25 protein-coding genes, 3 tRNA genes and 1 other RNA gene are annotated in these 26,766 nt (G+C 68.4%); 25 read left to right on the forward strand and 4 right to left on the reverse strand.

What is annotated here, in order from left to right:
• Nucleotides 1-9: 9 nt before the first annotated feature.
• The 5 genes from petA to IHD13_RS10395 all read left to right on the forward strand — a co-directional run bounded on the left by petA (nucleotide 10) and on the right by IHD13_RS10395 (nucleotide 4,091).
• Nucleotides 10-609: a ubiquinol-cytochrome c reductase iron-sulfur subunit gene (petA, locus tag IHD13_RS10375; RefSeq protein WP_195860974.1), complete on the forward strand. Its 600-nt coding sequence runs from the start codon at nucleotides 10-12 to the stop codon at nucleotides 607-609.
• Nucleotides 609-1,868, forward strand: coding sequence for a cytochrome b (locus tag IHD13_RS10380; RefSeq protein WP_195860975.1), 1,260 nt, complete (start codon nucleotides 609-611; stop codon nucleotides 1,866-1,868). Before petA ends, IHD13_RS10380 begins: the two co-directional genes overlap by 1 nt.
• Nucleotides 1,868-2,635: a cytochrome c1 gene (locus tag IHD13_RS10385; RefSeq protein WP_195860976.1), complete on the forward strand. Its 768-nt coding sequence runs from the start codon at nucleotides 1,868-1,870 to the stop codon at nucleotides 2,633-2,635. The genes IHD13_RS10380 and IHD13_RS10385 overlap by 1 nt, the downstream gene beginning before the upstream one ends.
• Before the next feature lie 219 nt (nucleotides 2,636-2,854).
• Nucleotides 2,855-3,481, forward strand: a complete 627-nt coding sequence (gene sspA, locus IHD13_RS10390) for a stringent starvation protein SspA (RefSeq protein WP_195860977.1) — start codon at nucleotides 2,855-2,857, stop codon at nucleotides 3,479-3,481.
• A gap of 127 nt (nucleotides 3,482-3,608) precedes the next feature.
• Nucleotides 3,609-4,091, forward strand: coding sequence for a ClpXP protease specificity-enhancing factor (locus tag IHD13_RS10395; RefSeq protein WP_195860978.1), 483 nt, complete (start codon nucleotides 3,609-3,611; stop codon nucleotides 4,089-4,091).
• A 74-nt stretch (nucleotides 4,092-4,165) separates the two neighbouring features.
• Here the strand turns inward: IHD13_RS10395 and IHD13_RS10400 are convergent, their stop codons facing one another.
• The 4 genes from IHD13_RS10400 to IHD13_RS10415 are packed head-to-tail and all read right to left on the reverse strand — an operon-like array spanning nucleotide 4,166 to nucleotide 7,441.
• Nucleotides 4,166-4,720, reverse strand: coding sequence for a BON domain-containing protein (locus IHD13_RS10400; protein WP_195860979.1), 555 nt, complete (start codon nucleotides 4,718-4,720; stop codon nucleotides 4,166-4,168).
• A 1-nt stretch (nucleotide 4,721) separates the two neighbouring features.
• The gene (locus IHD13_RS10405) at nucleotides 4,722-5,318 is read right to left on the reverse strand and encodes a phosphoheptose isomerase (protein WP_146802301.1); all 597 of its coding nucleotides are present in this window, start codon (nucleotides 5,316-5,318) and stop codon (nucleotides 4,722-4,724) included.
• Nucleotides 5,319-5,337: 19 nt separating this feature from the next.
• Nucleotides 5,338-5,706, reverse strand: a complete 369-nt coding sequence (locus tag IHD13_RS10410; protein WP_195860980.1) for a YraN family protein — start codon at nucleotides 5,704-5,706, stop codon at nucleotides 5,338-5,340.
• Nucleotides 5,690-7,441, reverse strand: a complete 1,752-nt coding sequence (locus tag IHD13_RS10415) for a penicillin-binding protein activator (protein WP_195860981.1) — start codon at nucleotides 7,439-7,441, stop codon at nucleotides 5,690-5,692. Before IHD13_RS10415 ends, IHD13_RS10410 begins: the two co-directional genes overlap by 17 nt.
• A 46-nt stretch (nucleotides 7,442-7,487) precedes the next feature.
• On the opposite strand from IHD13_RS10415, the gene rsmI reads away from it, so the two are divergent.
• The 20 genes from rsmI (at nucleotide 7,488) to IHD13_RS10515 (ending at nucleotide 26,765) form a co-directional block, all read left to right on the forward strand.
• Nucleotides 7,488-8,342, forward strand: coding sequence for a 16S rRNA (cytidine(1402)-2'-O)-methyltransferase (gene rsmI, locus IHD13_RS10420; RefSeq protein WP_195860982.1), 855 nt, complete (start codon nucleotides 7,488-7,490; stop codon nucleotides 8,340-8,342).
• A 100-nt stretch (nucleotides 8,343-8,442) separates the two neighbouring features.
• An RNA gene (rnpB, locus tag IHD13_RS10425) (RNase P RNA component class A) lies at nucleotides 8,443-8,797 on the forward strand.
• 54 nt (nucleotides 8,798-8,851) lie between these two features.
• Entirely contained in the window at nucleotides 8,852-9,802 is a 951-nt protein-coding gene (gene rsmH, locus IHD13_RS10430; RefSeq protein WP_195860983.1) for a 16S rRNA (cytosine(1402)-N(4))-methyltransferase RsmH, read from the forward strand.
• A gap of 6 nt (nucleotides 9,803-9,808) precedes the next feature.
• Nucleotides 9,809-10,123: a cell division protein FtsL gene (gene ftsL, locus IHD13_RS10435; protein ID WP_195860984.1), complete on the forward strand. Its 315-nt coding sequence runs from the start codon at nucleotides 9,809-9,811 to the stop codon at nucleotides 10,121-10,123.
• A complete protein-coding gene (locus tag IHD13_RS10440) occupies nucleotides 10,120-11,826 on the forward strand; it encodes a peptidoglycan D,D-transpeptidase FtsI family protein (RefSeq protein WP_195860985.1) in 1,707 nt (568 codons plus the stop codon). Before ftsL ends, IHD13_RS10440 begins: the two co-directional genes overlap by 4 nt.
• Before the next feature lie 26 nt (nucleotides 11,827-11,852).
• Complete coding sequence (locus IHD13_RS10445; RefSeq protein WP_195860986.1) at nucleotides 11,853-13,352, forward strand: UDP-N-acetylmuramoyl-L-alanyl-D-glutamate--2,6-diaminopimelate ligase; 1,500 nt, start codon at nucleotides 11,853-11,855, stop codon at nucleotides 13,350-13,352.
• Entirely contained in the window at nucleotides 13,349-14,740 is a 1,392-nt protein-coding gene (locus IHD13_RS10450; protein ID WP_195860987.1) for a UDP-N-acetylmuramoyl-tripeptide--D-alanyl-D-alanine ligase, read from the forward strand. Before IHD13_RS10445 ends, IHD13_RS10450 begins: the two co-directional genes overlap by 4 nt.
• A 5-nt stretch (nucleotides 14,741-14,745) precedes the next feature.
• A complete protein-coding gene (mraY, locus tag IHD13_RS10455; RefSeq protein ID WP_195860988.1) occupies nucleotides 14,746-15,828 on the forward strand; it encodes a phospho-N-acetylmuramoyl-pentapeptide-transferase in 1,083 nt (360 codons plus the stop codon).
• A gap of 31 nt (nucleotides 15,829-15,859) precedes the next feature.
• Nucleotides 15,860-17,248: a UDP-N-acetylmuramoyl-L-alanine--D-glutamate ligase gene (gene murD, locus IHD13_RS10460; RefSeq protein WP_195860989.1), complete on the forward strand. Its 1,389-nt coding sequence runs from the start codon at nucleotides 15,860-15,862 to the stop codon at nucleotides 17,246-17,248.
• Nucleotides 17,245-18,465 carry a putative lipid II flippase FtsW gene (ftsW, locus tag IHD13_RS10465; protein ID WP_195860990.1) on the forward strand — a complete coding sequence of 407 codons (1,221 nt, stop codon included), beginning with the start codon at nucleotides 17,245-17,247 and terminating at the stop codon, nucleotides 18,463-18,465. The genes murD and ftsW overlap by 4 nt, the downstream gene beginning before the upstream one ends.
• 29 nt (nucleotides 18,466-18,494) lie before the next feature.
• Entirely contained in the window at nucleotides 18,495-19,553 is a 1,059-nt protein-coding gene (gene murG / locus IHD13_RS10470) for an undecaprenyldiphospho-muramoylpentapeptide beta-N-acetylglucosaminyltransferase (RefSeq protein WP_195860999.1), read from the forward strand.
• A gap of 28 nt (nucleotides 19,554-19,581) precedes the next feature.
• On the forward strand, nucleotides 19,582-20,994 hold the full coding sequence (gene murC / locus IHD13_RS10475; protein WP_195860998.1) for a UDP-N-acetylmuramate--L-alanine ligase: 1,413 nt from the start codon (nucleotides 19,582-19,584) through the stop codon (nucleotides 20,992-20,994).
• Nucleotides 20,991-21,917 (forward strand): D-alanine--D-alanine ligase, encoded by a 927-nt coding sequence (locus IHD13_RS10480; RefSeq protein ID WP_195860991.1) that lies wholly within the window; start codon nucleotides 20,991-20,993, stop codon nucleotides 21,915-21,917. Before murC ends, IHD13_RS10480 begins: the two co-directional genes overlap by 4 nt.
• Nucleotides 21,918-21,929: 12 nt before the next feature.
• Nucleotides 21,930-22,652, forward strand: a complete 723-nt coding sequence (locus IHD13_RS10485; protein WP_195860992.1) for a cell division protein FtsQ/DivIB — start codon at nucleotides 21,930-21,932, stop codon at nucleotides 22,650-22,652.
• A 184-nt stretch (nucleotides 22,653-22,836) separates the two neighbouring features.
• On the forward strand, nucleotides 22,837-24,126 hold the full coding sequence (gene ftsA / locus IHD13_RS10490; RefSeq protein ID WP_195860993.1) for a cell division protein FtsA: 1,290 nt from the start codon (nucleotides 22,837-22,839) through the stop codon (nucleotides 24,124-24,126).
• A 32-nt stretch (nucleotides 24,127-24,158) separates the two neighbouring features.
• A complete protein-coding gene (gene ftsZ / locus IHD13_RS10495) occupies nucleotides 24,159-25,331 on the forward strand; it encodes a cell division protein FtsZ (protein ID WP_195860994.1) in 1,173 nt (390 codons plus the stop codon).
• Nucleotides 25,332-25,443: 112 nt separating this feature from the next.
• Nucleotides 25,444-26,355 (forward strand): UDP-3-O-acyl-N-acetylglucosamine deacetylase, encoded by a 912-nt coding sequence (gene lpxC, locus IHD13_RS10500; protein WP_195860995.1) that lies wholly within the window; start codon nucleotides 25,444-25,446, stop codon nucleotides 26,353-26,355.
• Nucleotides 26,356-26,477: 122 nt separating this feature from the next.
• Nucleotides 26,478-26,553: transfer RNA gene (locus tag IHD13_RS10505), tRNA-Asn, on the forward strand.
• A 30-nt stretch (nucleotides 26,554-26,583) separates the two neighbouring features.
• A tRNA-Asn gene (locus tag IHD13_RS10510) sits at nucleotides 26,584-26,659 on the forward strand.
• A 33-nt stretch (nucleotides 26,660-26,692) separates the two neighbouring features.
• Nucleotides 26,693-26,765, forward strand: a tRNA-Asn gene (locus IHD13_RS10515).
• The last annotated feature ends 1 nt before the right edge of the window (nucleotide 26,766 follow it).

Raw genomic sequence — 26,766 nt, forward strand, 5'->3', positions numbered from 1 at the left:
AACCTGAAGATGGCAGATAACGGCGTAAACAAAGGGCGGCGCCGTTTCCTCGTTGGTGCCACCACCGTAGTGGGTGCGGTGGGTGCCGTCGGGGTTGCGGTCCCCTTTGTGGCTTCCTGGCAGCCCAGTGCCAGGGCAAGGGCGGCGGGTGCTCCGGTGAGTGCGGACATCTCGAAGCTCGAACCCGGCCAGCAGATGACCGTCGAATGGCGGGGGCGTCCGGTGTGGATCGTCAATCGCACCGCAGAGATGATCGAACGGACCGAGAGCATCGAGCCCTCGCGTCTGGCCGACCCCGACTCCAGCGTGCCACAGCAGCCGGCCTATGTGACCGGACCGCTGCGTTCGCTGCGCCCCGAGATTGGCGTGTTGATCGGCATCTGTACCCACCTGGGCTGCTCGCCCCTCTACCGGCCCGAGCCGGGGGCCGCCGACCTGGGGGGCGACAACTGGCCGGGCGGCTACTTCTGCCCTTGCCACGGCTCACGCTTCGATCTGGCGGGCCGGGTGTTCGCCAATGTGCCGGCACCCACCAACCTGGAGGTGCCCCCCTACCGCTTCGACAGCGATGAGATCATCGTTGTCGGTGAAGACGAGGAGGCCGCCTGATGGGTAACCCGAATCGCGCCAAGGCAGAGAGCGGCATCATGCGCTGGGTGGACGATCGCTTCCCGGCCACCCAGATGATGCAGGATCATCTGACCAAGTATTACGCGCCCAAGAACTTCAACTTCTGGTACTTCTTTGGCTCCCTGGCCCTGCTGGTGCTGGTCAACCAGATCCTCACCGGGGTCTGGCTGACCATGAGCTTCAATCCCACCGGGGAGGGGGCCTTCGCCTCCGTCGAGTACATCATGCGTGATGTGGAGTACGGCTGGCTGATTCGCTACATGCACACCACCGGTGCATCGGCGTTCTTTATCGTGATCTACCTGCATATGTTCCGCGGCCTGCTCTACGGCTCCTACAAGGCGCCCCGCGAGCTGGTGTGGATCTTCGGCATGGCCCTTTACCTGATGCTGATGGCCGAGGCCTTCATGGGTTACCTGCTGCCCTGGGGGCAGATGTCCTACTGGGGCGCCCAGGTGATCATCTCGCTGTTCTCTGCCGTGCCGGTGGTAGGGCCCGACCTGGCCCAGTGGATTCGCGGCGACTTCCTGATCTCCGGCATCACCCTGAACCGCTTCTTCGCCCTGCATGTGGTGGCCCTGCCCATCGTGATCCTGGCGCTGGTGGTGCTGCACCTGATCGCCCTGCACGAAGTGGGTTCCAACAACCCGGATGGCATCGAGATCAAGGACAAGAAGGACGAGACTGGCAAGCCGCTGGACGGCATTCCGTTCCATCCCTACTACACCGTCAAGGATCTGGTGGGTGTGGCGGTCTTCCTGTTCGTCTTCTGTGTGGTGCTCTTCTACTTCCCGGAAGGTGGCGGTCACTTTATCGAGCGGCCCAATTTCGAGCCCGCCAACCCGATGGTGACGCCCGAGCATATCGCTCCGGTGTGGTACTTCACGCCCTTCTACGCGATCCTGCGGGCCATTACCTTCGATCTCTTCGGCCTCGACGCCAAGTTCCTCGGCGTGGTCTTCATGGGGGGCGCCATTGCGCTGCTGTTCGTGCTGCCCTGGCTCGATCGTAGTCCGGTGCGCTCCATGCGCTACAAGGGCTGGATGTCCAAGGTGATGCTGACCCTGTTCGCGATCAGCTTCGTGATCCTCGGTGTGCTGGGCGCGCTGCCGGCCACGCCGATCCGGACCGTGGTTGCACAGATCGCCACCCTGATCTACTTCGCCTTCTTCCTGCTGATGCCGCTCTACACCAAGCTGGAGAAGACCAAACCCGTTCCGGAGAGGGTGACTGGCTAATGAAAAAGCAACTGTTCGCACTGCTCTTCGCGCTGGTGCCCCTGGCGGCCATGGCCGCGCCGGCGCCGGACGCGCCCTACTCCATGACCCCGGATATTCGCGACCAGGAGTCGTTGCAGCGGGGCATGCAGCTGTACACTAACTACTGCCTGGGCTGCCATACCCTGGAGCACCAGCGCTTCGCTCGTGCCGCCGAGGACCTGGGCATGCCCCAGGACCTGGTGGAGGAGAACCTGATCTTCTCCTCCGATCTGGCCTTCAACGACCAGATGCACAACGCCATGGAAGCGGGGGATGCGGAGAACTGGTTCGGTGCCGCGGCGCCGGATCTGACCCTGCACAGCCGCCTGCGCGGGCCGGATTGGATCTACTCCTACCTGCTCAGCTTCTACAAGGACCCGAGTCGCCCCACCGGGGTGAACAACGCGGTCTTCGAGATGGTGGCCATGCCCAATGTGCTGGAGCCGCTGCAGGGCGTGCAGGAGATGGTCTGCGCCGAGAGCGATCGTCCCATCGGCGATGCCGAGCTCGATCCGCTGACCGGCAAGTACCAGTCCTGCGAGGTGCTGCAGGTGACTCGCCCCGGGGCCATGGAGCCCGACGAGTTCGAGGAAGCGGTCTACGACCTGACCAACTTCCTGACCTATGTGGGTGAGCCCTCCAAGCTCCAGGCCCAGACCCTGGCTCCGAAGGTGCTGTTCTTTATCTTCATCTTCGGTGTGCTGGCTTACCTGCTCAAGCGCGAGTACTGGCGCGACATTCACTGATCGATTTGTCGTTCGGTGCGGGGGCGCATGACCGGGTCATGCGCCCCTTTGTTGTCGAAGGCATCTGGCTTGATGGGCGTCGATAGGGGGCTAGCGCCTGCGCTCCCGGCGTGTCGTGTCCCAAGGCATGTGGCTTGCAATATCGAAAGCACGAGAGTGCGTCTCACGCCCGGGTGGGCGTGTTATCATCTTGGCTCGAACTGATGCGAGGATTGTTTCATGGGTGTAGTGGCCAAGCGGTCGTCGATGACCTTCTATTCCGGTAGCGATGATCACTTCAGTCATCGGGTTCGTATCGTCCTGGCGGAGAAGGGGGTGGCCGTCGATATCCTGGAGGTCTCCGAGGAGAATCATCCCGAGGAACTGGCGGATCTCAACCCCTACAACAGCGTGCCTACCCTGCTGGATCGCGAGCTGGTGCTCTACGAATCCAAGGTGATGATGGAGTACCTGGACGAGCGCTTTCCGCATCCGCCGCTGCTGCCGGTCTATCCGGTGGCGCGGGCCCAGAGTCGCCTGTGGATGCATCGTATCGAGCGGGAGTGGTGCCCGTTGGTGGAGCAGATCCTCGGCGGTGCCAAGAAGGATGCCGAGAAGGCGCGCAAGGAGCTGCGCGAGAGCCTGGTGGGTATCTCGCCGATCTTCGAGGACATGCCCTATTTCATGAGCGAGGAGTTCTCGCTGGTGGATTGCTGCCTGGCCCCGATCCTGTGGCGCCTGCCGGCACTCGGGATCGAGCTGCCGGAGAAGCAGGTCAAGCCGCTGCTGGGTTACATGCAGCGGGTCTTCGAGCGTGACGCCTTCAAGGACTCCCTGAGCGAGGCCGAGAAGGAAATGCGCCCCTGATGGCGCACCGATGAGGCTCGGCGCCAGCGGCGCCGGACTCGTCGCCAGGCCGAAACTTTCTCCGGGTCGGGGGCGATCCTCTGGTGGTGACCCCGCCGACCCGATCGAGACGACGAGGAGGGCAGAGATGCTGTCGAGCCGTCCCTATCTGGCCAGGGCCCTCTACGAGTGGCTGCTGGACAATGATCAGACCCCCTATATCGTGGTGGATGCCGAGCGTCCCGGCGTGGTGGTGCCCACCCAGTTCGTGCAGAACGGTCAGATCGTGCTGAACATTGCGCCCACGGCGGTGCGAGACCTGTCGATGGACAACGAGGCCATCACCTTCGGTGCTCGCTTCGGTGGCCAGCCGATGCAGGTGGTGGTGCCCAGCGAGGCGCTGGTGGCCCTCTATGCCCGCGAGAATGGCGTGGGCATGGTCTTCGGCCATGAGCCGGTGATGCCGGGTTACGATGATGCCATGGAGGCGGAGGAGCCTGAGGCGGTCGACGAAGGCCCGGGGTTGAGCGGCGTGGATGCCGATACCGAGGCGCCCGCGGGCGCGGACGAAGAGGCGGGCGAGCGTCCGGTCCCCAGGAAGGGGCGGCCGAGCCTGCGCGTCGTCAAGTGATCGTCTGCTGAGAGCGAAGCGTCAAACAGAAACGGCGGCCTGGAGGCCGCCGTTTCTGTTGGTGCCGAGCCCGGTCAGTCCAGGTACTCGAAGGCCTTGACGATGCGCTGCACGCCATTGACCCCGGAGGCCACGGCCACGATCCGGTCCGCCTCGGCGCGGGTCACCATGCCCATCAGGTAGACGCTGGCGTTCTCGGTGACCACGCGAATCCGACCGCCATCGATGGACTCGTCGGCCACCAGTTGGGCGCGGATGCGGGTGGTCAGCCAGGTATCGCTGGTGCGCTGGGTCAGGGGCACATTGGCGGCCACCGCCAGTTCGTTATGCACCTGGCGCACGTGGCGTACCTCGCGGGCGATGGCGGTGGCCCGTTCCTTGAGCTCCTGACTGGGCACCTGGCCGGTCAGCAGCACGATGCCGTTGTAGCTGTCCACCTTGACCCGGGCGTCGCGGAAGCGGGCGTCGGCCCGTTCCAGGTCGCCCTTCACCTTGAGCTCGATGCTCTGGTCCTCTACCTGGGAGCCCAGGGTGCGCTGGCCGTAGTTCTCGCCGCCGGAGTTGAGGGCGCAGCCGGAGAGGCCGAGGGCGGCGACGATCAGCAGGGATGTCAGTAGGGGGTTCTTCATCTCAGGCCTCGCTGCTGCCGAAGAGTTGTTCGTCGATCAGGTCGCACAGGCAGTGGATGACCAACAGGTGTACCTCCTGGATGCGTGCGGTGGAGGTGGCGGGGACGCGAATCTCGCAATCGTCCTGACCGAGCAGGGAGGCCATGTCGCCACCGTCGCGGCCGGTCAGGGCCACCACCGTCATGTCCCGGTCGTGGGCGGCCTGGATCGCCTGGATCACATTGGCGGAATTGCCGCTGGTGGAGATCGCCAGCAGGATGTCGCCGGGCTGGCCCAGGGCGCGTACCTGCTTGGAGAAGACCTCGTTGTAGCTGTAGTCGTTGGCGATGGAGGTCAGGGTCGAGGTGTCGGTGGTCAGGGCCAGAGCGGGCAGGCTGGGGCGCTCGCGCTCGAAGCGGTTGAGCAGCTCCGAGGAGAAGTGCTGGCTGTCGCCGGCGCTGCCGCCATTGCCGCAGGCCAGGATCTTCCCTTCGTTGACCAGGCACTGCACCATCATCTGGCTGGCCACCTCGATAAAGGGCGGCAGCACCTCGCTGGCGTAGGTCTTGGTGTCGATGCTGGCATTGAAGTGGCCGAGAATGCGAGTCTGCAAATCCATCTTCCGGGTCCTTTGGCGGTCAGAACGCTTCGAAGGCGGCGCGCACCCAGTGAAACTCCAGGTGCGGTGGCTGGCCGATCACGGCCACCACATCGAAGCGGCAGGGACATGATAGCCGGTTGCGTTGGAGATAAAAATGCGCCGCCCGGATCAGGCGGCGCTGCTTGGTGGGGGTGACGCTCTCAAGGGGGTGGCCGTGGCGGCAGTCGGCGCGATGCTTGACCTCGACGAATACCAGGGTCTCGCCGTCGTGCATCACCAGGTCCAGTTCGCCGCCCTTGGCGTGTTGGTTGCGCGCCACCGGGCGCAGGCCGCGCTGGGCCAGCCAGGCCTCGGCGGCGGCCTCGACGGCGGCGCCTCTGGCGCGGGCGTCAGCGGGCCCGGCCATCGTCGAAGAGGTTGAGCAGGGGCAGCTGTGGCACGCCGCCTTCGAAGCGTGCCCAGGGCAGCTCGCGCTGGATGCGGCCATCGGCGGCAGGTCTCAGGCTGCCGGTGGCGCCCTGAATCTCGCTGCCGCCGAGGGCCTGCAGTTGCAGCAGGCGGCGTCCCAGCTCGAAGGCGTCCACGCCCATGGCGCCCAGCTTCAGCAGGCCCGGATCCTCGCTCTCGCGCAGCCGGTGGTAGCTGTCGAGGAAGGGCAGCACCTCTTCGCCGCCCACGGCGGCATCGGGGATCAGCCAGGGGATCTCCACGAACATCACGCCGTTGAGGTCGTGGTCGACCCGGGGTTGGGGGCGCCCCTCGTAGAGCTGGGAGGTGCCGTAGATGGGCAGGCGCGTGACACCGATGAACTCCAGGTTGGGCGGGACCTGGCGGGCATAGCTGGGAATGGCCAGCAGGAACAGCATGTCCGGGCGGCCGGCGGCGGCACGGCGAGCCCCGTCGGTGGCCGAGCCGTTGGGGTTGTAATTGACCACCTGGGTCACCTCGCCGCCCTGGGCCTGCCATTCGCGTTCGAAGGCGCGGCCGACCCGATTGCCCCATTCGTTGCCGGGGATCAGCATGGCGGCGCGGCGATGGCCGTCGGCGAAGGCGCGGCGGGCCACCTGGCGGGCCTCGTCCTCGGCGGAGAGGCCGTACTGGAAGAGGTTGGCGGCACGGTTCTCGGCGTTGTTGCCGTAGTTCAGGGCCAGGGTCGGTAGCGGCACGCTGTCGCGGCCCTCCAGGCGGGTCACCTGATCCTTGTCCAGGGGGCCGATCACCGCTTGGGCGCCGGCCATGGTGGCGGCGGCGTAGAGGGCATCCAGGTCGCCGTGGCTGGCATCGATAAAGCTCAGGCGGGGGACGCGAATGCCTTCCTGCTCGGCTTCCCGCTGGCGCGCTTCCAGGCCGCGGCGGATCTCCCGGGCGAGGTTGGCCAGGGGGCCGGACTCCGGCAGCAGTACGGCGATATGGCGTACCTCCTGGCCGCGCAGGTCGCGCAGGGCGAGGAGGTCGCTGGGCAGGCTGCGGGCCGCCGGGTGGCCACCATGGCGGCCGCGCCAGGCCTCGAGGCGTTCGAAGAGGCGCTCCACGTCACCGCCGCTGCCGCGCTGCACCGCCACCAGCTCCCGCCAGCCCTGGGTCAGGCGATCCTCGCCGAGGCCCGCCAGGGTGCCCTCGTCGAGGCGGCTCAGCAGCGACCAGAGGGTGTCATTGAGGCCCTCGTCGCCGGTCTCGGCCTGGACCGCCAGCAGTGCCTCGGCGGCGGCGGCGCGTTCACCGAGCTCGGCCAGGGCCTGGCCCTGGTGGCGGCGCAGGGTGAGGCGCTGGTCGGCAGTGAACGGCAGGTCCTCGTCCAGGGTCTGGGCGGCCTGCAGTACGCTGTTGGCGTCATCCAGCTGGATGCCGAGGGCGGCGAGCAGCATCGCCCAGCGCACGCGCGATTCCCCGTCGAGCTGGCGGTCATCGAGCCGCGAGGCCACGTCGAGCGCCTGGGTCGCGTCGCCGCGGCGTGCTAGGATGTCGGCCGCTTCGAGGCGCGAGCGGGCCGCCTCACCGGGGGCCTGCTGCTCGGCCCGGGCGAGCAGCTCGCCGGGCTCGCGCTCGGTGAGGCGCTCCATTATGGCCGGCGGTGCCGCGCAGCCGGCCATCAAGAGGGCGAGAAGGGCGGCGAACAGCCAGCCGCGTCGCGACGTGTGCATAGAACCCTATTCCTTGTCCGATCACAGAACTTTTGGAAGCCGAACCATGGATTCAGCTTACGGCGCATTGTACGTGGTCGCCACGCCGATTGGTAACCTCGAGGATCTCTCCCCCCGGGCCGCCCGGGTGCTCGCCGAGGCGGCCCTGGTGGCCGCCGAGGATACCCGCCACAGCGGGCGCCTGCTGCGCCACCTGGGGATCGAGCGGCCACTGCTGTCGCTGCACGAGCATAACGAAGCGAGCCGCGTCGAGCGGATCGCCGCCCACCTGGCCGCCGGCGAGGACGTGGCCCTGGTCAGCGATGCCGGCACGCCCCTGATCTGCGATCCGGGCTTCGTGCTGGTGCGCGAGTTGCGCCGCCGTGGCCACCGGGTCGTGCCGGTGCCGGGGCCCTGTGCCCTGGTGACGGCCCTGTCGGCGGCGGGGCTGCCCACCGACCGTTTCCTGTTTCGCGGCTTCCTGCCCGCCAAGGGGGGCGCTCGCCGGGCGCGGCTCGAGGCCCTGGCGGACCGCGATGAGACCCTGGTCTTCTACGAGTCGCCCCATCGCATCCGCGACACCCTGGCGGATCTCGCGGCCTGTTATGGCGAGCGTCACCTGGTGCTGGCCCGGGAGCTGACCAAGACCTTCGAGACCTTTCTGGAGGGCTCGGCCAAGGCGCTGCTCGAGGTCCTGGCGGCGGACCCGGATCAGGCCCGGGGGGAGTTCGTGGTGATGGTGGCAGGCGCCCCGCCCCGGGAGGTCGATGCCGTGACCCTGGAGGGGGGGGCGTTGCTGGCGGCGTTGCTGTCCGAGGGAGTGGGCGTCAAGCAGGCGGCGGCGGTGGCCGCCCGGGTGCTGGGGGGGGGCAAGAAGTCGTGGTATGCCCAGGCCCAGGCGCTCAAGGACGCCCGGCCGTAGCCGGCATCGGGTGGCGAAGTGATGGCTCACTGGCGCGCCGCCCCCGTCGGCGCGGGGCCGGTTGTGGGGGCGACGGCACGCTGGTATCCTTGCCCGCTTGGGAGTCGGCCGAGACAGTCGCCGCCGGCCTTTGGCCGGGGGAGGAAAGTCCGGGCTCCATAGGGCAGGGTGCCAGGTAACGCCTGGGCGGCGCGAGCCGACGGCTAGTGCAGCAGAGAGTAGACCGCCTAAGCTTCCTTCGGGAAGCCGGTAAGGGTGAAAGGGTGCGGTAAGAGCGCACCGCGCGCCTGGTAACAGTGCGTGGCACGGTAAACCCCACCCGGAGCAAGACCAAATAGGAACCCGTTGGCGTGGCCCGCGTTGGGTTCGGGTAGGTTGCTTGAGGGGCGCGGCGACGCGTCTCCTAGATGAATGGCTGTCCACGACAGAACCCGGCTTAATGGCCGACTCCCTCCATATTCTCTCGCCACGGCATGCCGTGGCTTTGCCAGGCACCTTAGCGGAATCCCATGTCCTCATCCGAGACCCTCGCGCCCTCCTTCCAGCACGCCAGCGTCCTGCTCGACGGCGCCGTCGAGGCCCTGGTACATGACCCCGACGGGGCCTATCTGGATGGAACCTTCGGCCGCGGGGGGCACTCGCGAGCCATTCTCGCGCGCCTGGCCCCGGCGGGCCGGCTGCTGGCGGTGGATCGCGACCCCCAGGCGATCGCCGAGGCCGGGCGCATCGAGGATCCCCGCTTTACCATCGAGCGGGGCGAGTTCGCCCGTCTGGACGAGATCGCCAGGGCTCATGAGCTGCACGGCCGTCTCTCCGGCATCCTGCTCGATATCGGCGTCTCCTCGCCGCAGCTGGATGATCCTGAGCGGGGCTTCAGCTTCCTGCGCGACGGTCCCCTGGACATGCGCATGGACCCGACCCAGGGCGAGAGTGCCGCGGCCTGGCTGGCGCGGGTCAAGGAGGACGAGATCGCCCGGGTCTTCAAGAGCTATGGCGAGGAGCGTTACGCCCGTCGCCTGGCCCGGGCCATCGTCGCGCGCCGCGCCGAGCGCCCCTTTACCCGTACCCAGGACCTGGCCGAGGTGATCAAGGTCGCTCACCCGGCCTGGGAGAAGGGCAAGCACCCCGCGACTCGGGCCTTCCAGGCCCTGCGCATCCAGGTCAATGGCGAGCTGGAGCAGCTCGATGCGGCCCTTCAGGCGGCCCTGGAGGCCCTGGCCCCGGGCGGTCACCTGGTGGTGATCAGCTTTCACTCCCTGGAGGATCGCCGGGTCAAGCGCTTTATTCGCGACCAGGCCCGGGGCGATACCCACCTGCCGCGCGGGGTGCCCCTGCGTGAAGACCAGCTCAATCGGCGCCTGGAATCGCTGGGCAAGGCACGCCGCCCGGGAGACGAGGAGGTGGCCGAGAACCCCCGAGCCCGCAGTGCGGTGATGCGGGTGGCGCGCAAGCTGAGGTAAAGGCGCATGCTTCAGGGACGAATCGACCTCGCCTCGCTCAGGCGCCTGCGGATCGGCACCGGCCTGCTGCTGGTGGCGGCCCTGGTGGTCGTGACCCTGGTCAGCGCGGTGGCGGTCGTGGCCTCCAGTCATCAGACCCGCGAGCAGTACGCCCGCCTGCAGCGCCTGGAACGGGAACAGAACCAGTTGCAGACCGAATGGGGCCAGCTGTTGCTCGAGGAGAGCGCCTGGTCGTCGCCGGCGCGTATCGAGCGCCTGGCGGTGGAACGCCTGGAGATGCGCCTGCCGGACGTTCATGAAGCGGAGGTGATTCGGCCATGAGCGGTGCCGCCCAGGATGCCGCCAGCCGGCGCCGTCGCGCCCAGTCCGAGCCCCTGGCCGGGGGACGCTTCCTGCTGGTCCTGGGCCTGGTGCTGCTGGCCATGGGGCTGCTCGCCGGGCGCATCGTCTACCTCCAGGTGATCGAGCGTCCCTTCCTCCAGGGGCAGGGCGATGCCCGCACCCTGCGGGTCGACCCGATTCCCGCCCACCGCGGCATGATCACCGATCGCCACGGCGAGCCCCTGGCCATCTCCACCCCGGTGGTGAGCCTCTGGGCCAATCCCCAGGAAGTGCCCGACGACCATATCCAGCGGCTGATGCTGGCCCGGGCCCTTGGCCTGGAGCTCGATGCCCTCAATGCCCGCATCGAGCGCTTCGCCAGCCGCGAGTTCATGTACCTGCGGCGCCAGGTGACCCCCGCCGAGGCCCAGCGAATCCTCGACCTGAGAGTGCCCGGGGTCTATGGCCAGGATGAATACAAGCGCTACTACCCCGCCGGCGAGGTCACTGCCCAGTTGGTGGGGGTCACCAACGTGGATGATCAGGGGCAGGAGGGGCTGGAGCTGGCCTTCCAGCCCTACCTGGCCGGCACCCCGGGGCAGCGGCGGGTGCTCAAGGACCGTCGCGGGCGTCTGGTGCGGGACCTGGCCCTGCTGCGCGAGTCGCGCCCCGGCGGCACCCTGACCCTGTCCATCGATCAGCGCCTGCAGTACATGGCCTACCGGGAGCTCAAGGCCGCGGTGGTCGAGCATGAGGCGGATGGCGGCGTGCTGGTGATGCTCGATGCGCGGACCGGCGAGGTACTGGCCATGGCCAACCAGCCCTCCTATAACCCCAACAATCGCGCCGGCCTCGATCCCCGCGGGCTGCGCAACCAGGCCATCGTCGATGTCTTCGAGCCGGGCTCGGTGATGAAGCCCCTGGCCATGGCCGCCATGCTCTCCAGCGGCGAGGTGACCCGGGACACGGTGGTGGATACCTCGCCGGGCTGGATGCGCATCGACCGCTTCACCATCCGCGATATTCGCAATTATGGCGAGCTGGACCTCACCGGTATCCTCGAGAAGTCCTCCAATATCGGCATGTCGCGGCTGGCCCTCGAGCTCGAGCCCACCGCCATCGCCGACCAGTATCGTCGCCTGGGGCTGGGGCAGAGCACCGAGACCGGCTTCCCCGGCGAGGCCACCGGTAGCCTGCCGGCGCCGGTGCGCTGGTCGCGTAGCGAACGGGCGGCGCTGGCCTATGGCTACGGCCTCTCGACCTCCGCCCTGCAGCTGGCCAGTGCCTACACCGCCATCGCCAACGATGGGGTGCGCCTGCCGCCTTCGCTGCTGCGCCTGGATGAGCCACCCCGGGGGGAGCCGGCCATCGATCCCGACGTGGCGCGCACCCTGCTGGAGCTGCTGGAGGCCTCGGTGGGGTCCTATTCCGGCGGGCGTCGCGCCCAGGTGGAGGGCTATCGGGTCGGCGGCAAGACCGGCACGGTGCGCAAGACCGGGGCCGGTGGCTATCAGGAGAACGCCTACCGCAGCGTCTTCGCCGGTATCGCCCCCATCTCCGATCCGCGCATCGTCACCGTGGTGATGATCGATCACCCCCGCGCCGGACAATTCTATGGAGGCGCGGTGGCCGCGCCGGTCTTCTCCCGGGTCACCGGCAACGCCCTGCGGTTGCTGGACGTGCCCCCGGATGCCGACCGGTGACCCCCGCGCCAGGACGAGGAGAGACTATGCAGGTGGAGAGCCAACACCTGGGGGCGTGCCTGGCGCGCCTCTGGCCCGATTGCCATCCGACCCTGCCCGCGGGGCCCCGGCGCCTGGTGCTGGACAGCCGCACCCTGAGCGAGGGGGATGTCTTCCTGGCCCTGCCCGGGGTACAGCAGGACGGCCGCGAGCATATCGCCGCGGCCCTGGCCGCCGGTGCCGCCCTGGTACTCTGCCATCAGCCCGAGTCGGGGGCCGACATGACGCCCCCCGAGGACGCCCGGGTGTGGTGCCTGCCGGGCCTCAAGGAACGTCAGGGCGAGCTGGGACGAGCCCTTTTCCGGGTGCCCGTCGAGCTGCCGCTGATCGGTGTCACCGGTACCAACGGCAAGAGCTCGGTGACCCACTACGTGGCCCTGCTCAGCGAGGCCCTGGGCACCCCCTGCGGGATGATCGGCACCCTGGGCCATGGGCGCCCCGGCCGGCTCGCCGAGGGGGAGCAGACCACCCCTGGTCCCCTGGCCCTGCAGGCCCAGTTGGGCGAGCTGGTGGCCCAGGGGGCCCGGCGGGTGGTCATGGAGGTCTCCTCCCATGCCCTGGAGCAGGATCGCCTCCAGGATACCCGGGTGACGGCCGCGGGCTTTACCAACCTGAGCCGCGATCATCTCGACTACCACGGCAGCATGGCCGCCTATGCCGCCGCCAAGGCGCGGCTGTTCCGGCGCCCGGAGCTCGAGCTGGTGGTGGTCAATGGCGACGACCCCTTGGCGCGGCTGATGCTGGCCGGCGTGCCCAAGCAGGGCGCGGTGCGGGTACTGGCCACCGGGCGTGACGAGGCGACCACCCTGCGGGTGCTCGACTGGTGGCCCCATGCCCGGGGGCAGCGCGCCCTGGTGGCGGGGCCCGAGGGGGAGTTCGCCCTCGAGCTGCCGCTGATGGGACGCTTCAATCTCGATAACGTGCTGCTGGCCATGGCGCTACTCCATGGCCTGGGCGAATCGCTGTCGGCCCTGGTCGAGGCGGCCGGGCGCCTGACGCCGGTGCCCGGGCGCATGCAGCTGTTGAGCCGCCCGGGATGCCCCGGGGTGGTGGTGGACTATGCCCATACCCCGGATGCCCTGGACAACGCCCTGGGGGCCCTGCGCGACCACCTCGGCAGCGCAGGGCGACTGTGGTGCCTGTTCGGCTGTGGCGGTGACCGGGATCCGGGCAAGCGCCCCCTGATGGGGGCCGCGGCGGCGGCCCGGGCCGACCACCTGGTGATTACCGACGACAATCCCCGCGGCGAGGCGCCGGCGGCGATCCGTGCCGCCATCCGCGAGGGGCTCGGCGAGTTCCCCGTCGAACGCCTCCACGAGCTGGCCGGGCGCGGCGCGGCCATCGCCTGGGTGATTGCCCAGGCCGCCCCCGGGGACGTGGTGCTGCTGGCCGGCAAGGGTCACGAGACCTATCAGGAGATCGCCGGCATCAAGCACCCTTTCTGTGATCGGGAGGTCGCCGAGGCGGCCCTGGAGGCGCGCCCATGAGCGAGGCGCTCCCGAGCTGCGGCCTGGCGACCCTGGGCGAGGTGGCCGCGGCGCTGGGCATCGAGGCCCCGGCGGCCCCCGACACGCCGATCGGGCGAATCGTCACCGATAGTCGCCGCCTGACGCCGGGGGATCTCTTCGTGGCCCTGGTGGGCGAGCGCTTCGATGCCCATGACTTCCTGGCCCAGGCCCGGGCGGCCGGTGCCGTGGCGGCCCTGGTCTCGCGGACCGTGGACGATCCGCTGCCCCAGCTGGCGGTGGCCGATACCCGCCTGGCCCTGGGGCTGCTCGGCCAGGCGCGGCGCCGGGCCTGGGGTGGGCCCCTGGTGGCGGTGACCGGTAACAGCGGCAAGACCACCGTCAAGGAGCTGCTGGCGACCCTGCTCGGCCCGGATACCCTGGCCACCCGGGGTAACCTCAACAACGACTTCGGCGCCCCCCTGACCCTGCTCGAGCTCACCCCGGCCCACCGCCGGGCGGTGGTCGAGCTGGGCGCCAATCATCTCGGCGAGATCGCCTGGACCGCGGCCCTGGCCGCGCCCCGGGTGGCGGTGATCACCAATGTCACCGGCGCCCATGTGGGCGAGTTCGGCGGCCTGGGCCAGATCGCCCAGGCCAAGGGGGAGATCCTCGCCGCCCTGCCCGCCGACGGGGTGGCGGTACTCAACCGCGACGACCGTTTCTTCCCGGTGTGGCGGGCCCTGGCCCAGCCCCGGGAGGTCCTCGACTTCGCCGTGGTGGGGGAGGGGGAGTCACCGGCCCGCCTGCAGGCCCGGGCGCTGGTCTGCGATGCCCTCGGGCGCTATGCTTTCACGCTGGTTGGCGACGGCCGTGAGTTGGGCCGGGTTCAACTGGCCCTGCTGGGGCGCCATAACGTGGCCAACGCCCTGGCCGCGGCGGCGGCGGCCCTGGCCCTGGGGCTCGACGAAGCGACCCTGCTCGAACGCCTGGCGGCGGCCCAGCCCCTGGCCGGGCGCCTGACGCCCCTGGCGGGGATCCGCGGCAGCCGGGTTCTGGACGACAGCTACAATGCCAATCCCGGGGCGGTGGAGGCTGCCCTGGGGCTCTTGGCCGACCTGCCCGGTCCCCACTGGTGCCTGCTGGGTGCCATGGGCGAGCTGGGCGAGGCATCGCAGGCGCTGCATGCCCGGGTCGGGCGCCATGCCCGGGCCCTGGGCATCCAGCGCCTGTTGACCCTGGGCGAGGGGGCCCGCCCGGCGGCGGAGGCCTTCGGCCCCGGGGGCGAGCATTTCGACGACTGGCAGGCGCTGGCGCGCTATGCCCAAACCCATCTGCCGCCGGGAGCCAGCGTGCTGGTGAAGGGGTCGCGCAGTGCCGGCATGGAGCGATTGGTGAGTGCGCTCACGGCAAGGCATCAAGGTGAATAGGACACATGCTGCTATATCTGGCTAATCTTCTGGCGCCGCTGTTCAGCGCCTTCAATGTCTTCAACTATCTGACCCTGCGCATGATCCTGGGGACCCTGACGGCCCTGCTGCTGTGCCTGTGGCTGGGGCCCTGGATGATCCGCCGCCTGGTGGAGCGCCAGATCGGTCAGGCGGTGCGCGACGACGGCCCCCAGTCGCACCTCTCCAAGGCCGGCACGCCTACCATGGGCGGCGCCATGATCCTGATGGCCATCGCCGTCAGCACCCTGCTGTGGGCCGACCTCGGCAATCGCTATGTGTGGATCGTGCTGGTGGTGACCCTGGGCTTCGGTGCCATCGGCTGGGTCGATGACTACCGCAAGGTGGTGGAGAAGAACCCCCGCGGCCTGCCGGCACGCTGGAAGTATTTCTGGCAGTCGGTGATCGGCCTGGCCGCCGCCATCGTGCTCTATGCCACCGCCACCAGTCCCGTGGAGACCAGCCTGATCGTGCCGCTGTTCAAGGACGTGGTGCTGCCCCTGGGGCTCTTCTACATCGTGCTGACCTACCTGGTGATCGTCGGCAGCTCCAACGCGGTCAACCTCACCGATGGCCTCGATGGCCTGGCGATCATGCCCACCGTGATGGTGGCCATGGGCCTGGCGGTCTTCGCCTATGCCAGCGGCAACGCGGTCTTCGCCAACTACCTGCAGATCCCGGTGATCCCCGGCTCCGGGGAACTGGCGGTGTTCTGCGCCACCATCGCCGGCGCCGGCCTCGGCTTCCTGTGGTTCAATACCTACCCGGCCCAGGTCTTCATGGGCGACGTGGGGGCCCTGGCCCTGGGCGCCGCACTCGGCGTGGTGGCGGTGATCGTGCGCCAGGAGATCGTGCTCTTCATCATGGGCGGCATCTTCGTCATGGAAACCGTCTCGGTGATCCTCCAGGTGGGCTCCTACAAGCTCACCGGGCGACGTATCTTCCGCATGGCGCCCCTGCACCACCACTTCGAGCTCAAGGGGTGGCCGGAGCCGCGGGTCATCGTGCGCTTCTGGATCATTACCGTGGTGCTGGTGCTGATGGGCCTGGCGACCCTCAAGATCCGTTGAGGCCGGTGATCATCAACCCGAGGAGCAGTGCATGATCGACGTGGCGCCGGGAACCACGCTGGTGGTGGGGCTGGGGATCTCCGGCCGCGCCATCGCCCGCCATCTGAGTCGTCGCGGTGTGCCCTTCATGGTGGCCGATACCCGCCCGGCGCCGCCGGGGCTGGACGCTTTCCGCGCCGCCCACCCCGGGGTGGCGGTGCACTGTGGGCCACTCACCGCCCTCGACCTCTCCCGGGTCGCCGAGGTGGTACTGAGCCCCGGCGTCGATCCGGCCACCCCGGGACTGGAGGGGCTGGCCGAGGCGATCAATCCGGCCACCGGCGAGCCCCGCCTGGTGGGCGAGATCGCGCTGTTCGTGCGCGAGGCCAGGGCGCCCATCGCCGCCATCACCGGCTCCAATGCCAAGTCCACGGTGACCACCCTGCTGGGCGAGATGGCCCGGGCCGCCGGGGTGCGGGTGGCGGTGGGCGGCAACCTGGGCACCCCGGCCCTGGACCTGCTCCACGACCGCTCCGATGCCGAGCTCTTCGTGCTGGAGCTCTCCAGTTTCCAGCTCGAGACGACGCCACGGCTGGGCGCCGCGACGGCGGCCTTTCTCAACCTCTGCGAGGATCACCTGGATCGCCACGGCGACCTGGCCGGCTACCGTGCCGCCAAACAGCGCATCTTCCGCGGCGCCGCCCATGGGGTGATCAATGGCGAGGATCCTGCCACCTGGCCCGAGGCAGCGTTGCCGAGCCTGTCGCGCTTTACCACCGCCGCCCCGGGCGGTGACGACTGGGGCATCGCCCGTCACGACGATGGCCGGGAGGCGGGCGACTGGCTGATGCATGGTACCGAGCCGCTGCTGCCCTGTGCCGACCTGGGGCTGCGCGGCCGCCATAACCAGGCCAATGCCCTGGCCGCCCTGGCCATGGGGCAGCATCTCGGGCTGCCCATGGGGGCCATGCTGGCCACCCTGCGCGACTTCCAGGGCCTGCCTCACCGTGGCGAGCTGGTGGCGGAATGGAACGGGGTGGCCTGGATCAACGACTCCAAGGGCACCAACGTGGGGGCCACGCTGGCCGCCATCGCCGGGCTCGGTCCGACGCTCGAGGGCCGCCTGATCCTGCTGGCCGGGGGCGTCGGCAAGGGCGCCGACTTCACCCCCCTGGCCATGCCGCTGGCGCGTTACGGGCGGGAGGCGATCCTCTTCGGTGCCGATGCCGAGCGCCTCGAGGCGGCGCTTGCCGGACGGCTGCCGCTGACCCGGGTCACGGACCTGGCGGCGGCCCTGGACCGGGCGGCGGCCATCGCGGCCCCCGGCGACTGCGTGCTGCTGTCGCCGGCCTGTGCCAGCCTCGATCAGTTCGCCGACTACCAGGCACGCGGCGAGGCCTTCCGGCGCTGGGTCCTGGCGTACCGGGAGGCGGCCTTATGAGCGCTCGGCGACAGACCCCGGTGACCCCGGGGGGAGAGGGGCCCTTCGACGCCTGGCTGCTGGTGGCGGCCCTGGCGCTGTTGCTGATCGGCTGGGTGATGGTCACCTCCGCCTCCACCGGGGTGGCCTATAGCCTGACCGGCAACCCTTACTACTTCAGCCTGCGCCACGGCGCCTTCGTGCTGCTGACCCTGGGGGTGGCGGCGGGGGTGGCCTGCGTGCCCCTGGCCTGGTGGCGGGCCAACGGTCCCCTGCTGCTGGTGGTGGGCCTCGGCCTGCTGGTGCTGGTGCTGCTCATCGGCCGCGAGGTCAATGGCAGCCGGCGCTGGATCGCCATTCCCGGGATTCCCCTCAACCTGCAGGCCTCGGAAGTGGCCAAGCTCTGCCTGATCATCTACCTGGCGGGTTACCTGGAGCGTTTCCTGCCCCAGGTGCGTCGCGAGTGGGGCGCCTTCATGCGGCCGATGATCATCATGATCGTGGCGGCCTTTCTGCTGATCCTCGAGCCCGACTATGGCGCCGTGGTGGTGATCGGCGGCTGCATGATGGGCATGCTGCTGATGGCCGGTGCGCCACTATGGCGCTTCGGCCTGTTGCTGGTGGGTGTTGGCCTGGCCGGCGCCTACCTGGCGGTGGCCCAGCCCTACCGGGTGGCGCGCCTGACCAGCTTCGCCGACCCCTGGGCGGATCAGTTCGCCAGCGGTTATCAGCTCACCCAGTCGCTGATCGCCTTCGGGCGGGGCGAGTGGTTCGGTCTCGGGCTGGGCAACAGCATCCAGAAGCTCTTCTACCTGCCGGAGGCCCACACCGATTTCGTCTTCGCTGTGCTGGCCGAGGAGCTGGGGCTGGTGGGCGCGATGGCGGTCATCGGCCTCTTCCTGCTGCTGGTGGTGCGGGCGCTGATCGTCGGGCGCCGGGCGGAGTTGGCCCGGCTGCCCTTCGCCGCCTATCTGAGTTACGGTATCGCCTTCGTGATCGGTGCCCAGGCCTTTATCAATATCGCCGTCAGCAGTGGCATGTTGCCCACCAAGGGGCTGACCCTGCCGCTGCTCAGCTATGGCGGCTCGAGCCTGCTGGTCTGTGGCGCCATGGTGGCCCTGGTGCTGCGGGCCGATATCGAGACCCGCCGCTTCCAGCGGCGCCTGCGCCCGGCGCGGCCCGGCTCCCGGGACGCGGCGAGGTGTGCCGGGAGTGAAAAGCCTGCGAGGAGTCTGTAGTGAGTGATAGCAAGCGCCGCGTGCTGATCATGGCCGGTGGCACCGGCGGCCATGTGATCCCCGCCCTCTCCCTGGCCGATGGCCTGGCGGCCCGGGGGGTCGAGGTGGCCTGGCTGGGCAGTCCCCGGGGCATCGAGAACCGCCTGGTCCCCGAGGCCGGGATCCCCCTGCATCGCATCCAGGTGGCCGGGCTGCGTGGCAACGGCCTGGCCGGCTGGCTGCTGGCCCCGGTCAAGCTGCTGCGTGCCGTCTGGCAGGCCCGGCGGCTGATCGCCGAGTTCGATCCGCAACTGGTGGTGGGCCTCGGTGGCTTCGCCAGCGGCCCCGGCGGCCTGGCCGCCTGGCTGATGCGTCGGCCCCTGGTGATCCACGAGCAGAATGCCGTGGCGGGGCTGACCAACAAGGCCCTGGCGCGCCTGGCGCGGCGAGTCTACGCGGCCTTCCCCGAGGCCTTCCCGGCGGGGCGCGCCGAGCGGGTCGGCAACCCGGTGCGCGGCGAGATCGCCGCCCTGGGCGAGCGCCCCCGGGAGGCCGAGGCGATGAGTGGGCGGCGGTTGCGGCTGCTGGTGGTGGGCGGCTCCCTGGGCGCCCAGGCGCTGAACGAGACCCTGGCCCCGGCCCTGGCGCGGCTGCCCGAAGCGAGCCGCCCCGAGGTGCGCCACCAGGCCGGCCGCGACAAGGAGGACGCCACTCGGGCCGTCTATGCGGCGGCCGGTGTCGCCGCCGAGGTGAGTGACTTTATCGATGCGATGGCCGCGGCCTACGACTGGGCCGACCTGGTCGTATGCCGGGCCGGCGCCTTGACCGTCAGCGAACTGGCCGCCGCCGCCAAGCCGGCGCTCTTCGTGCCTTTCCCTCACGCCGTGGATGACCACCAGACCGCCAATGCCCGGGCCCTGGTCGAGGCCGGTGCCGCGGAACTCGTGCCCCAGGCGCAGTTGAGTGCCGAGCATCTCGCCGAGCGCCTTACGGCCCTCTTGGATCCCCTTACCCTTGCCAGCATGGCGAGCCGCGCCCGGGCTCAGGCCCAGCTGGACGCCGTCGATCGCCTGGTGGCAGGCTGCATGGAGATAGGTTTTGAGCAATGACACCCCCCGCCCGGGCCTCGGCCTGGGCATGCGCCGCATCCGGCGCATCCACTTCGTCGGCATCGGCGGCGCCGGCATGTGCGGTATCGCCGAGGTGCTGGCCAACCAGGGTTACCGGGTCAGCGGCTCGGATATTCGCGACTCCGCCGTGGTCGGTCACCTGCGCGGCTGCGGCATCCCGGTGGCCATCGGTCATGCCGAGGCCCATGTGGCCGGCGCCGATGTGGTGGTGGTCTCCACCGCCATCGATGCCAGCAACCCGGAAATCGCCTGGGCCCAGGCCCATCGGGTCCCGGTGGTGCGCCGCGCCGAGATGCTCGCCGAGTTGATGCGCTTCCGTCACGGCATCGCCGTGGCCGGTACCCATGGCAAGACCACCACCACCAGCCTCACCGCCACCCTGCTCGGGGAGGGGGGGCTCGACCCCACCTTCGTGATCGGCGGCAAGCTGACCAGCGCCGGCACCAATGCGCGGCTGGGGGAGGGCGACTACCTGGTGGCCGAGGCGGACGAGTCCGATGCCTCCTTCCTGCACCTGCAGCCCATGGTCTCCATCGTCACCAATATCGATGCCGATCATATGAGCACCTATGGCGGCGACTTCGAGCGTCTCAAGACCACCTTCGTGGAGTTTCTCCACAACCTGCCCTTCTATGGGCTGGCGGTGCTGTGCATCGATGACACCCATGTGCGCGAGCTGCGCGAGCGCCTGCATCGCCAGTTCGTGACCTATGGCTTCAGCGAGGATGCCGATTACCGCATCGTCGATTTCGTCCAGGAGGCCGGCGAGATCCGCTTTACCGCCCTGCGTCCCGATGGGCTGGCCCCCCTGGCGGTGCGCCTGGCCATGCCCGGCGAGCACAATGCCCTCAACGCCCTGGCGGCCATTGCCGTGGCCAGCGACGCCGGCGTGAGCGATGAGGCCATCGTGCGTGGCCTGGCCGGCTTCGCCGGGGTCGGGCGGCGCTTCCAGATGCAGGGTGAGTTCGCCGCCCCCGAGGGGGAGGGCGAGGTGATGCTGGTGGACGACTACGGCCACCACCCCCGGGAGGTGGAGATGGTGATCCGGGCGGTGCGCGCCGGCTGGCCCGAGCGGCGCCTGGTGATGCTCTATCAGCCCCATCGCTATACCCGTACCCGGGACCTCTACGAGGACTTCGTGCGGGTGCTCTCCGGGGTCGATACCCTGCTGCTGCTGGATGTCTACGGTGCCGGTGAGGCACCGATTCCCGGGGCCGAGGGCAAGACCCTGGCCGGGTCGATCCGCCAGCGGGGCGCCGTGGATCCCCTCTTCGTGGCCGACAAGGCGGAGCTGCCCGCGCTGCTGGCGCGGGTGCTGCGCCCCGGCGACATTCTTATCACCCAGGGCGCCGGTGACGTGGGCGGCATCGCCCAGCGCCTGGCCGAGGCCCGACTACAGCTGGATGAGGTGAGTCTATGACCGAGGCGAGGCAGAGCGACCCGGGTCGCGTGGTGGTGCTCTATGGCGGTGACTCCGCCGAGCGGGAGGTCTCCCTGGTCAGCGGCAAGGCGGTCCTCGCCGCCCTGCGCCGCAGCGGCGTGGACGCCCAGGGCTATGATCCCGCCGAGGGCGGCCTGGTGGGCCTGGAGCGGCTGGCCCCGGACCGGGTCTTTATCGCCCTGCATGGGCGCGGCGGCGAAGATGGCACCCTGCAGGGGGCCCTGGAGCTGCTGAAGATTCCCTACACCGGCAGCGGCGTGCTGGCCTCGGCACTCGGCATGGACAAGCAGCGTACCAAGCAGGTGTGGCAGGCCCTGGGGCTGCCCACCCCGGAAAGCCAGCTGCTCCATGACGACACGGACTGGGCGGCGGTCTGCTCGCGCCTCGGCCTGCCGCTGATCGTCAAGCCGGTCCACGAGGGCTCGACGCTCGGCATCACCATCGTCGAGGATGCCGCCTCCCTGGCCGCCGCCTATCGGGAGGCGAGCCGCTTCGATGCCCAGGTGATGGCCGAGCGCTTCATTCGCGGCGAGGAGTACACGGTGTCGCTGCTCGGTGGCCGGGTGCTGCCGGCGATTCGCGTCGAGGTGCCCAGTGGTTTCTACGATTACGAGGCCAAGTACGTCTCCAACGACACCCTATACCACCTGCCCTGCGGGCTGAGCTCGGCCGAGGAGGCCGAGCTCGGCGAGCTGTGCCGGGCGGCCTTCGAGGCGATCGGCTGTCGCGGCTGGGGACGCATCGACGTGATGCGTGACGCTCAAGGGCGCTTCTGGCTGCTCGAGGTCAATACGGTGCCCGGAATGACCGATCACAGCCTGGTGCCCCAGGCGGCGGCCCATGCCGGCATCGACTTTGATGCCCTGGTACTGGCGATCCTCGCGACCGCCACGACGGCCTAGGCGATCATGCAGATGCGGCGAGGCTCCCTGTTCGGCCTGGTGCTGATACTGCTGGTATTGGTGGCCGGTGGTCGGGCCCTCTGGTTATGGCTGGATCGCCCCATCGAGCGGGTAGTGATCGATGGCCAGGTGCGCCATGTCAGCCCCGGTTATCTGCGCAGCCAGCTGGCGCCCCTGGTGGTGGGGGAGACCTGGCTCTCGGTGGATCTCGGCGACCTGCGCACCCGGGCCCGGGAGATCGGCTGGCTGGCCGAAGTGCGAATCAGTCGCCGCTGGCCCGATGTGCTGGCCTTCGAGCTGGAAGAGCAGCGCCCGGTGGCGCGCTGGCACGACGATTTCCTGCTCAATGCGGCCGGCGAGCCCTTCGCCTTCGATGGCGAGGGGCTCCCCCCGGGGCTGCCGGACCTGGCCGGCCCCTCGGGCAGTGGCCCCGAAGTGCTGGCCTACTATCACCAGCTCCAGGCCCGGCTCGAGGGGCTGGGGGTGGAGATCACCCAGTTGCGTCTCGAGGCCCGGGGGGCCTGGCGGTTGCAGCTCGATGACGGTATCTGGGTGATGCTGGGGCGCAACGACCGCCCGGCGCGGCTGGCGCGCTTCGCCGCCGCCTGGGAGCGCGAGCTGGGCCAACTGGAGCCGCATATCCGTTATATCGATCTGCGTTATCCCAACGGGATCGCCGTGGCCTGGCACGGCGAGAACGATGGCGAAGCGCTCGAGTCGGCCCACAATGGCTGAATAAAACGGCGGCTTTTTCCGGGCCAGGGGAGTTTCTTTTCACGATAATTCTCCGTATTCTGGCCTGTGCTTTCTGGTTAGGCTGGTGCAGGGTGCGCACTTGTTCCTATAATTGGCGCTATGTCTTTATTGTCGTTTTAAACGACCCTGTGCCACGGCGAGAATCTAGGAGTGATCACGACCTATGGCAGGACAACCCAACGCTTCCAATATGGTAGTCGGGCTGGATATCGGAACATCCAAGGTCGTGGCGATCGTGGGTCAACCCACCGATGATGGCGGTATCGAAATCGCCGGCATCGGCTCTCACCCGTCCCATGGCATGAAGAAGGGCGTGGTGATCAACATCGAATCCACCGTCCAGTCGATCCAGCGCGCCGTCGAGGAAGCCGAATTGATGGCGGGCTGCGATATCCACTCGGTCTATGTGGGCGTGGCGGGTAGCCACATCAGCTCCATGAATTCCGACGGCGTGGTGGCCATCAAGGATCGTGAGGTGACCCTCTCCGATATCGATCGGGTCATCGATTCGGCGCGGGCGCGGGCCATTTCCGAAGGGCAGCGGGTGCTGCATGTCCTGCCTCAGGAGTTCGCCATCGATACCCAGGAGGGGATTCGTGAACCCCTGGGCATGTCTGGCGTGCGCCTCGAGGCGCGGGTCCATCTGGTCACCGCCGCGCTCAATGCGGTGCAGAATATCGAGAAGTGCGTGCGGCGTTGCGGCCTCGAGGTGGACGCGGTGATCCTCGAACAGCTCGCCTCCAGCCTGGCGGTCCTCACCGAGGACGAGCGGGAGCTGGGGGTGTGCATGGTGGATATCGGTGGCGGGACCACCGATATCGCCGTCTTTACCGAGGGGGCCATTCGCCATACTGCGGTGATTCCCATCGCCGGTGATCAGGTCACCAACGATATCGCCATGGCCCTGCGCACCCCGACCCAGTACGCCGAGGAGATCAAGGTCAAGTATGCCTGTGCCTTGACCCAGCTGGCCTCCGGGGACGAGATGATCAAGGTGCCCAGCGTCGGCGACCGGCCGGCCCGGGATCTCTCCCGTCAGGCCCTGGCCGAGGTGGTGGAGCCGCGCTACGAGGAGCTCTTCACCCTGATTCGTGACGAACTGCGGCGCAGTGGCTTCGAGGACCTGGTCGCCGCCGGGGTGGTGTTGACCGGGGGGACCTCGCGCATGGAGGGGGTGGTGGAGCTGGCGGAGGAGATCTTCCATATGCCGGTGCGCATCGCCTGCCCGCAGAAGGTGCGCGGCCTCGCCGATGTGGTGCGTAACCCGATTTATTCCACCGGGGTGGGTTTGCTACATTACGGGATGCGTGAAGCCCGACAGGAGCATGGTCGTCAGGGGGATGGACGCACCGTTCCGGCCCAGCCGAGGCGCGAGACTACCCCGCGTGGTGGGCTCAAGGATGGCATGCTGGCATTCAATAAGCTGAAGAGCTGGTTTAAAGGAAATTTCTGATAGGGCCGCGAGCGGTCCAGGAGACGGGGCTTATGTTCGAGCTGGTAGATAACGCGCCCTCAAGCAGCGCGGTCATCAAGGTGATCGGCGTGGGCGGCGGCGGCGGCAATGCCGTCAACCATATGGTGGAGAGCAGCATCGAGGGCGTGGAGTTCATCTGCGCCAATACCGATGCCCAGGCTCTGAAGCGGGTCGCCGCCAAGACCGTTCTCCAGTTGGGTGGCGAAATCACCAAGGGCCTGGGGGCCGGTGCCAACCCGGAGGTGGGGCGCCAGGCCGCCATGGAGGATCGCGAACGTATCGCCGAGCTGCTCAGCGGTGCCGACATGGTGTTCATCACCGCCGGCATGGGGGGCGGCACCGGCACCGGCGGCGCCCCGGTGGTGGCCCAGGTGGCCAAGGAACTGGGCATCCTCACCGTGGCGGTGGTGACCCGCCCCTTCCCCTTCGAGGGCCCCAAGCGCATGCGGGCCGCCGAGGAGGGCATGAAGGAGCTCTCCGAGCATGTCGACTCCCTGATCACCATCCCCAACGAGAAGCTGCTCTCGGTGCTGGGCAAGAATGCCAGCCTGCTGACCGCCTTCAGTGCCGCCAATGACGTCCTGCTGGGCGCCGTACAGGGCATCGCCGAGCTGATCACCAGCCCCGGCATCATCAATGTCGACTTCGCCGACGTGCGCACCGTGATGTCCGAGATGGGCATGGCGATGATGGGTACCGGCGGCGCCACCGGCGAGAACCGTGCCCGGGAGGCCGCCGAGAAGGCGATTCGCAGCCCGCTGCTGGAGGATATCGACCTGCATGGTGCCCGCGGCATCCTGGTCAATATCACCGCCGGTCCCGACCTCTCCATCGGTGAGTTCAACGACGTGGGGGCCACCGTCCAGGAGTTCGCCTCCCAGGATGCCACCATCGTGGTGGGCACCTCCATCGACATGGAGATGAGCGACGAGTTGCGCGTCACCGTGGTGGCCGCCGGCCTCGATGGTCGCGCCCAGAAGGCCGCTCCCCGCGACACCGCGGTGAGTCGCTCCGAGCCCTCCCCGGACTATCGCAAGCTGCAGCAGCAGCCCGCCGTGGCTCGCCAGCAGGCCGCCAAGGCCGAGCAGGAGGCCTCGGCCAAGGCTCGCGCCGAGAAGCGCCGTTCCCAGGAGCTGGACGATTACCTGGATATCCCGGCCTTCCTGCGGCGTCAGGCCGATTGATGGGAGCTATCGGATGCATAGGGCCGGCCGGGCGAGTTTTTTTTGGTAAAACGGGTGTTCGCTGCTATAGTGAACACCGTTTGATAACAAGCTCTATGCCTGGCGGTTACCCATGATCCGACAACGCACTCTCAGTAACACCATTCGCGCCACCGGCGTCGGCCTGCACTCCGGCGAGAAGGTCTACCTGACGCTGCGCCCGGCCCCGGTCAACAGCGGTATCGTCTTCGTGCGTACCGACCTGGACCCGGTGGTGGAGATTCCCGCCCGCGCGGCCAATGTCACCGATACCACCCTGTGCACCGCCCTGTCCCGGGACGGGGTCAAGGTGGCCACCGTCGAGCACCTGATGTCGGCCTTCGCTGGCCTGGGCATCGACAATGCCATCGTCGAGGTCAGCGCCCCCGAGGTGCCGATCATGGACGGCAGCGCCGGTCCCTTCGTCTTCCTGATCCAGTCCGCCGGTATCGAGGAGCAGGAAGCCGCCAAGAAGTTCATTCGTATCAAGCGTGAGCTGGTGGTGCGCGAGGGCGACAAGGAGGCCGCTTTCCTGCCCTACGACGGCTTCAAGGTGGCCTTCTCCATCGACTTCGATCACCCGGTGATGGAGCTGCGCGACCAGCGCGCCGTGGTGGACTTTTCCACCACCTCCTTCGTCAAGGAGGTCTCCCGAGCGCGGACCTTCGGCTTTATGCGTGACCTGGAATACCTGCGGTCGCACAACCTGGCCCTCGGCGGCAGCCTCGATAACGCCATCGTGGTGGACGACTACCGCATCATGAACGAGGACGGGCTGCGCTACGAGGACGAGTTCGTCAAGCACAAGGTGCTGGACGCCATCGGTGACCTCTACCAGCTGGGCCATAGCCTGATCGGCGAGTTCCGCGGCGTGAAGTCGGGCCATGCCCTCAACAACCAGCTGTGCCGGGTACTGATGGAGACCCCCGAGGCCTTCGAGATCGTCACCTTCGAGGAGGAGAGCGCCCGGGCGCCCATCTCCTATGCGGCGCCGGCCATGACCTGATGCCGCACCGCCAGACAGGATCGCCGCCTTCGGGCGGCGGTCTGCTTTTTGGCCTCGAAAGCCGGCTTACCCCTTGACCCGGAAGCAATAATCCTTATACTACGCCCCGTGTTCGACGCTGTTCCCCGATAGCTCAGTTGGTAGAGCAAATGACTGTTAATCATTGGGTCGCAGGTTCGAGTCCTGCTCGGGGAGCCAACGCAGCGTGACGAACACCACTCAGACCGATCCTCGATAGCTCAGTTGGTAGAGCAAGTGACTGTTAATCACTGGGTCGCAGGTTCGAGTCCTGCTCGAGGAGCCACCTCCCTGGTCTGAGATCTTGCAAGGCGTATGTTCCCCGATAGCTCAGTTGGTAGAGCAAATGACTGTTAATCATTGGGTCGCAGGTTCGAGTCCTGCTCGGGGAGC

The organism is Halomonas sp. 328 (genome assembly GCF_015645095.1).
Classification (GTDB): domain Bacteria; phylum Pseudomonadota; class Gammaproteobacteria; order Pseudomonadales; family Halomonadaceae; genus Bisbaumannia.

Bases quoted from the DNA above. Each gene is read 5' to 3' on its own strand.
- petA (WP_195860974.1), top strand. From the start codon at position 10: ATGGCAGATAACGGCGTAAACAAAGGGCGGCGCCGTTTCCTCGTTGGT.
- IHD13_RS10380 (WP_195860975.1), top strand. From the start codon at position 609: ATGGGTAACCCGAATCGCGCCAAGGCAGAGAGCGGCATCATGCGCTGG.
- IHD13_RS10385 (WP_195860976.1), top strand. From the start codon at position 1,868: ATGAAAAAGCAACTGTTCGCACTGCTCTTCGCGCTGGTGCCCCTGGCG.
- sspA (WP_195860977.1), top strand. From the start codon at position 2,855: ATGGGTGTAGTGGCCAAGCGGTCGTCGATGACCTTCTATTCCGGTAGC.
- IHD13_RS10395 (WP_195860978.1), top strand. From the start codon at position 3,609: ATGCTGTCGAGCCGTCCCTATCTGGCCAGGGCCCTCTACGAGTGGCTG.
- IHD13_RS10400 (WP_195860979.1), bottom strand. From the start codon at position 4,720: ATGAAGAACCCCCTACTGACATCCCTGCTGATCGTCGCCGCCCTCGGC.
- IHD13_RS10405 (WP_146802301.1), bottom strand. From the start codon at position 5,318: ATGGATTTGCAGACTCGCATTCTCGGCCACTTCAATGCCAGCATCGAC.
- IHD13_RS10410 (WP_195860980.1), bottom strand. From the start codon at position 5,706: ATGGCCGGGCCCGCTGACGCCCGCGCCAGAGGCGCCGCCGTCGAGGCC.
- IHD13_RS10415 (WP_195860981.1), bottom strand. From the start codon at position 7,441: ATGCACACGTCGCGACGCGGCTGGCTGTTCGCCGCCCTTCTCGCCCTC.
- rsmI (WP_195860982.1), top strand. From the start codon at position 7,488: ATGGATTCAGCTTACGGCGCATTGTACGTGGTCGCCACGCCGATTGGT.
- rsmH (WP_195860983.1), top strand. From the start codon at position 8,852: ATGTCCTCATCCGAGACCCTCGCGCCCTCCTTCCAGCACGCCAGCGTC.
- ftsL (WP_195860984.1), top strand. From the start codon at position 9,809: ATGCTTCAGGGACGAATCGACCTCGCCTCGCTCAGGCGCCTGCGGATC.
- IHD13_RS10440 (WP_195860985.1), top strand. From the start codon at position 10,120: ATGAGCGGTGCCGCCCAGGATGCCGCCAGCCGGCGCCGTCGCGCCCAG.
- IHD13_RS10445 (WP_195860986.1), top strand. From the start codon at position 11,853: ATGCAGGTGGAGAGCCAACACCTGGGGGCGTGCCTGGCGCGCCTCTGG.
- IHD13_RS10450 (WP_195860987.1), top strand. From the start codon at position 13,349: ATGAGCGAGGCGCTCCCGAGCTGCGGCCTGGCGACCCTGGGCGAGGTG.
- mraY (WP_195860988.1), top strand. From the start codon at position 14,746: ATGCTGCTATATCTGGCTAATCTTCTGGCGCCGCTGTTCAGCGCCTTC.
- murD (WP_195860989.1), top strand. From the start codon at position 15,860: ATGATCGACGTGGCGCCGGGAACCACGCTGGTGGTGGGGCTGGGGATC.
- ftsW (WP_195860990.1), top strand. From the start codon at position 17,245: ATGAGCGCTCGGCGACAGACCCCGGTGACCCCGGGGGGAGAGGGGCCC.
- murG (WP_195860999.1), top strand. From the start codon at position 18,495: ATGGCCGGTGGCACCGGCGGCCATGTGATCCCCGCCCTCTCCCTGGCC.
- murC (WP_195860998.1), top strand. From the start codon at position 19,582: ATGCGCCGCATCCGGCGCATCCACTTCGTCGGCATCGGCGGCGCCGGC.
- IHD13_RS10480 (WP_195860991.1), top strand. From the start codon at position 20,991: ATGACCGAGGCGAGGCAGAGCGACCCGGGTCGCGTGGTGGTGCTCTAT.
- IHD13_RS10485 (WP_195860992.1), top strand. From the start codon at position 21,930: ATGCGGCGAGGCTCCCTGTTCGGCCTGGTGCTGATACTGCTGGTATTG.
- ftsA (WP_195860993.1), top strand. From the start codon at position 22,837: ATGGCAGGACAACCCAACGCTTCCAATATGGTAGTCGGGCTGGATATC.
- ftsZ (WP_195860994.1), top strand. From the start codon at position 24,159: ATGTTCGAGCTGGTAGATAACGCGCCCTCAAGCAGCGCGGTCATCAAG.
- lpxC (WP_195860995.1), top strand. From the start codon at position 25,444: ATGATCCGACAACGCACTCTCAGTAACACCATTCGCGCCACCGGCGTC.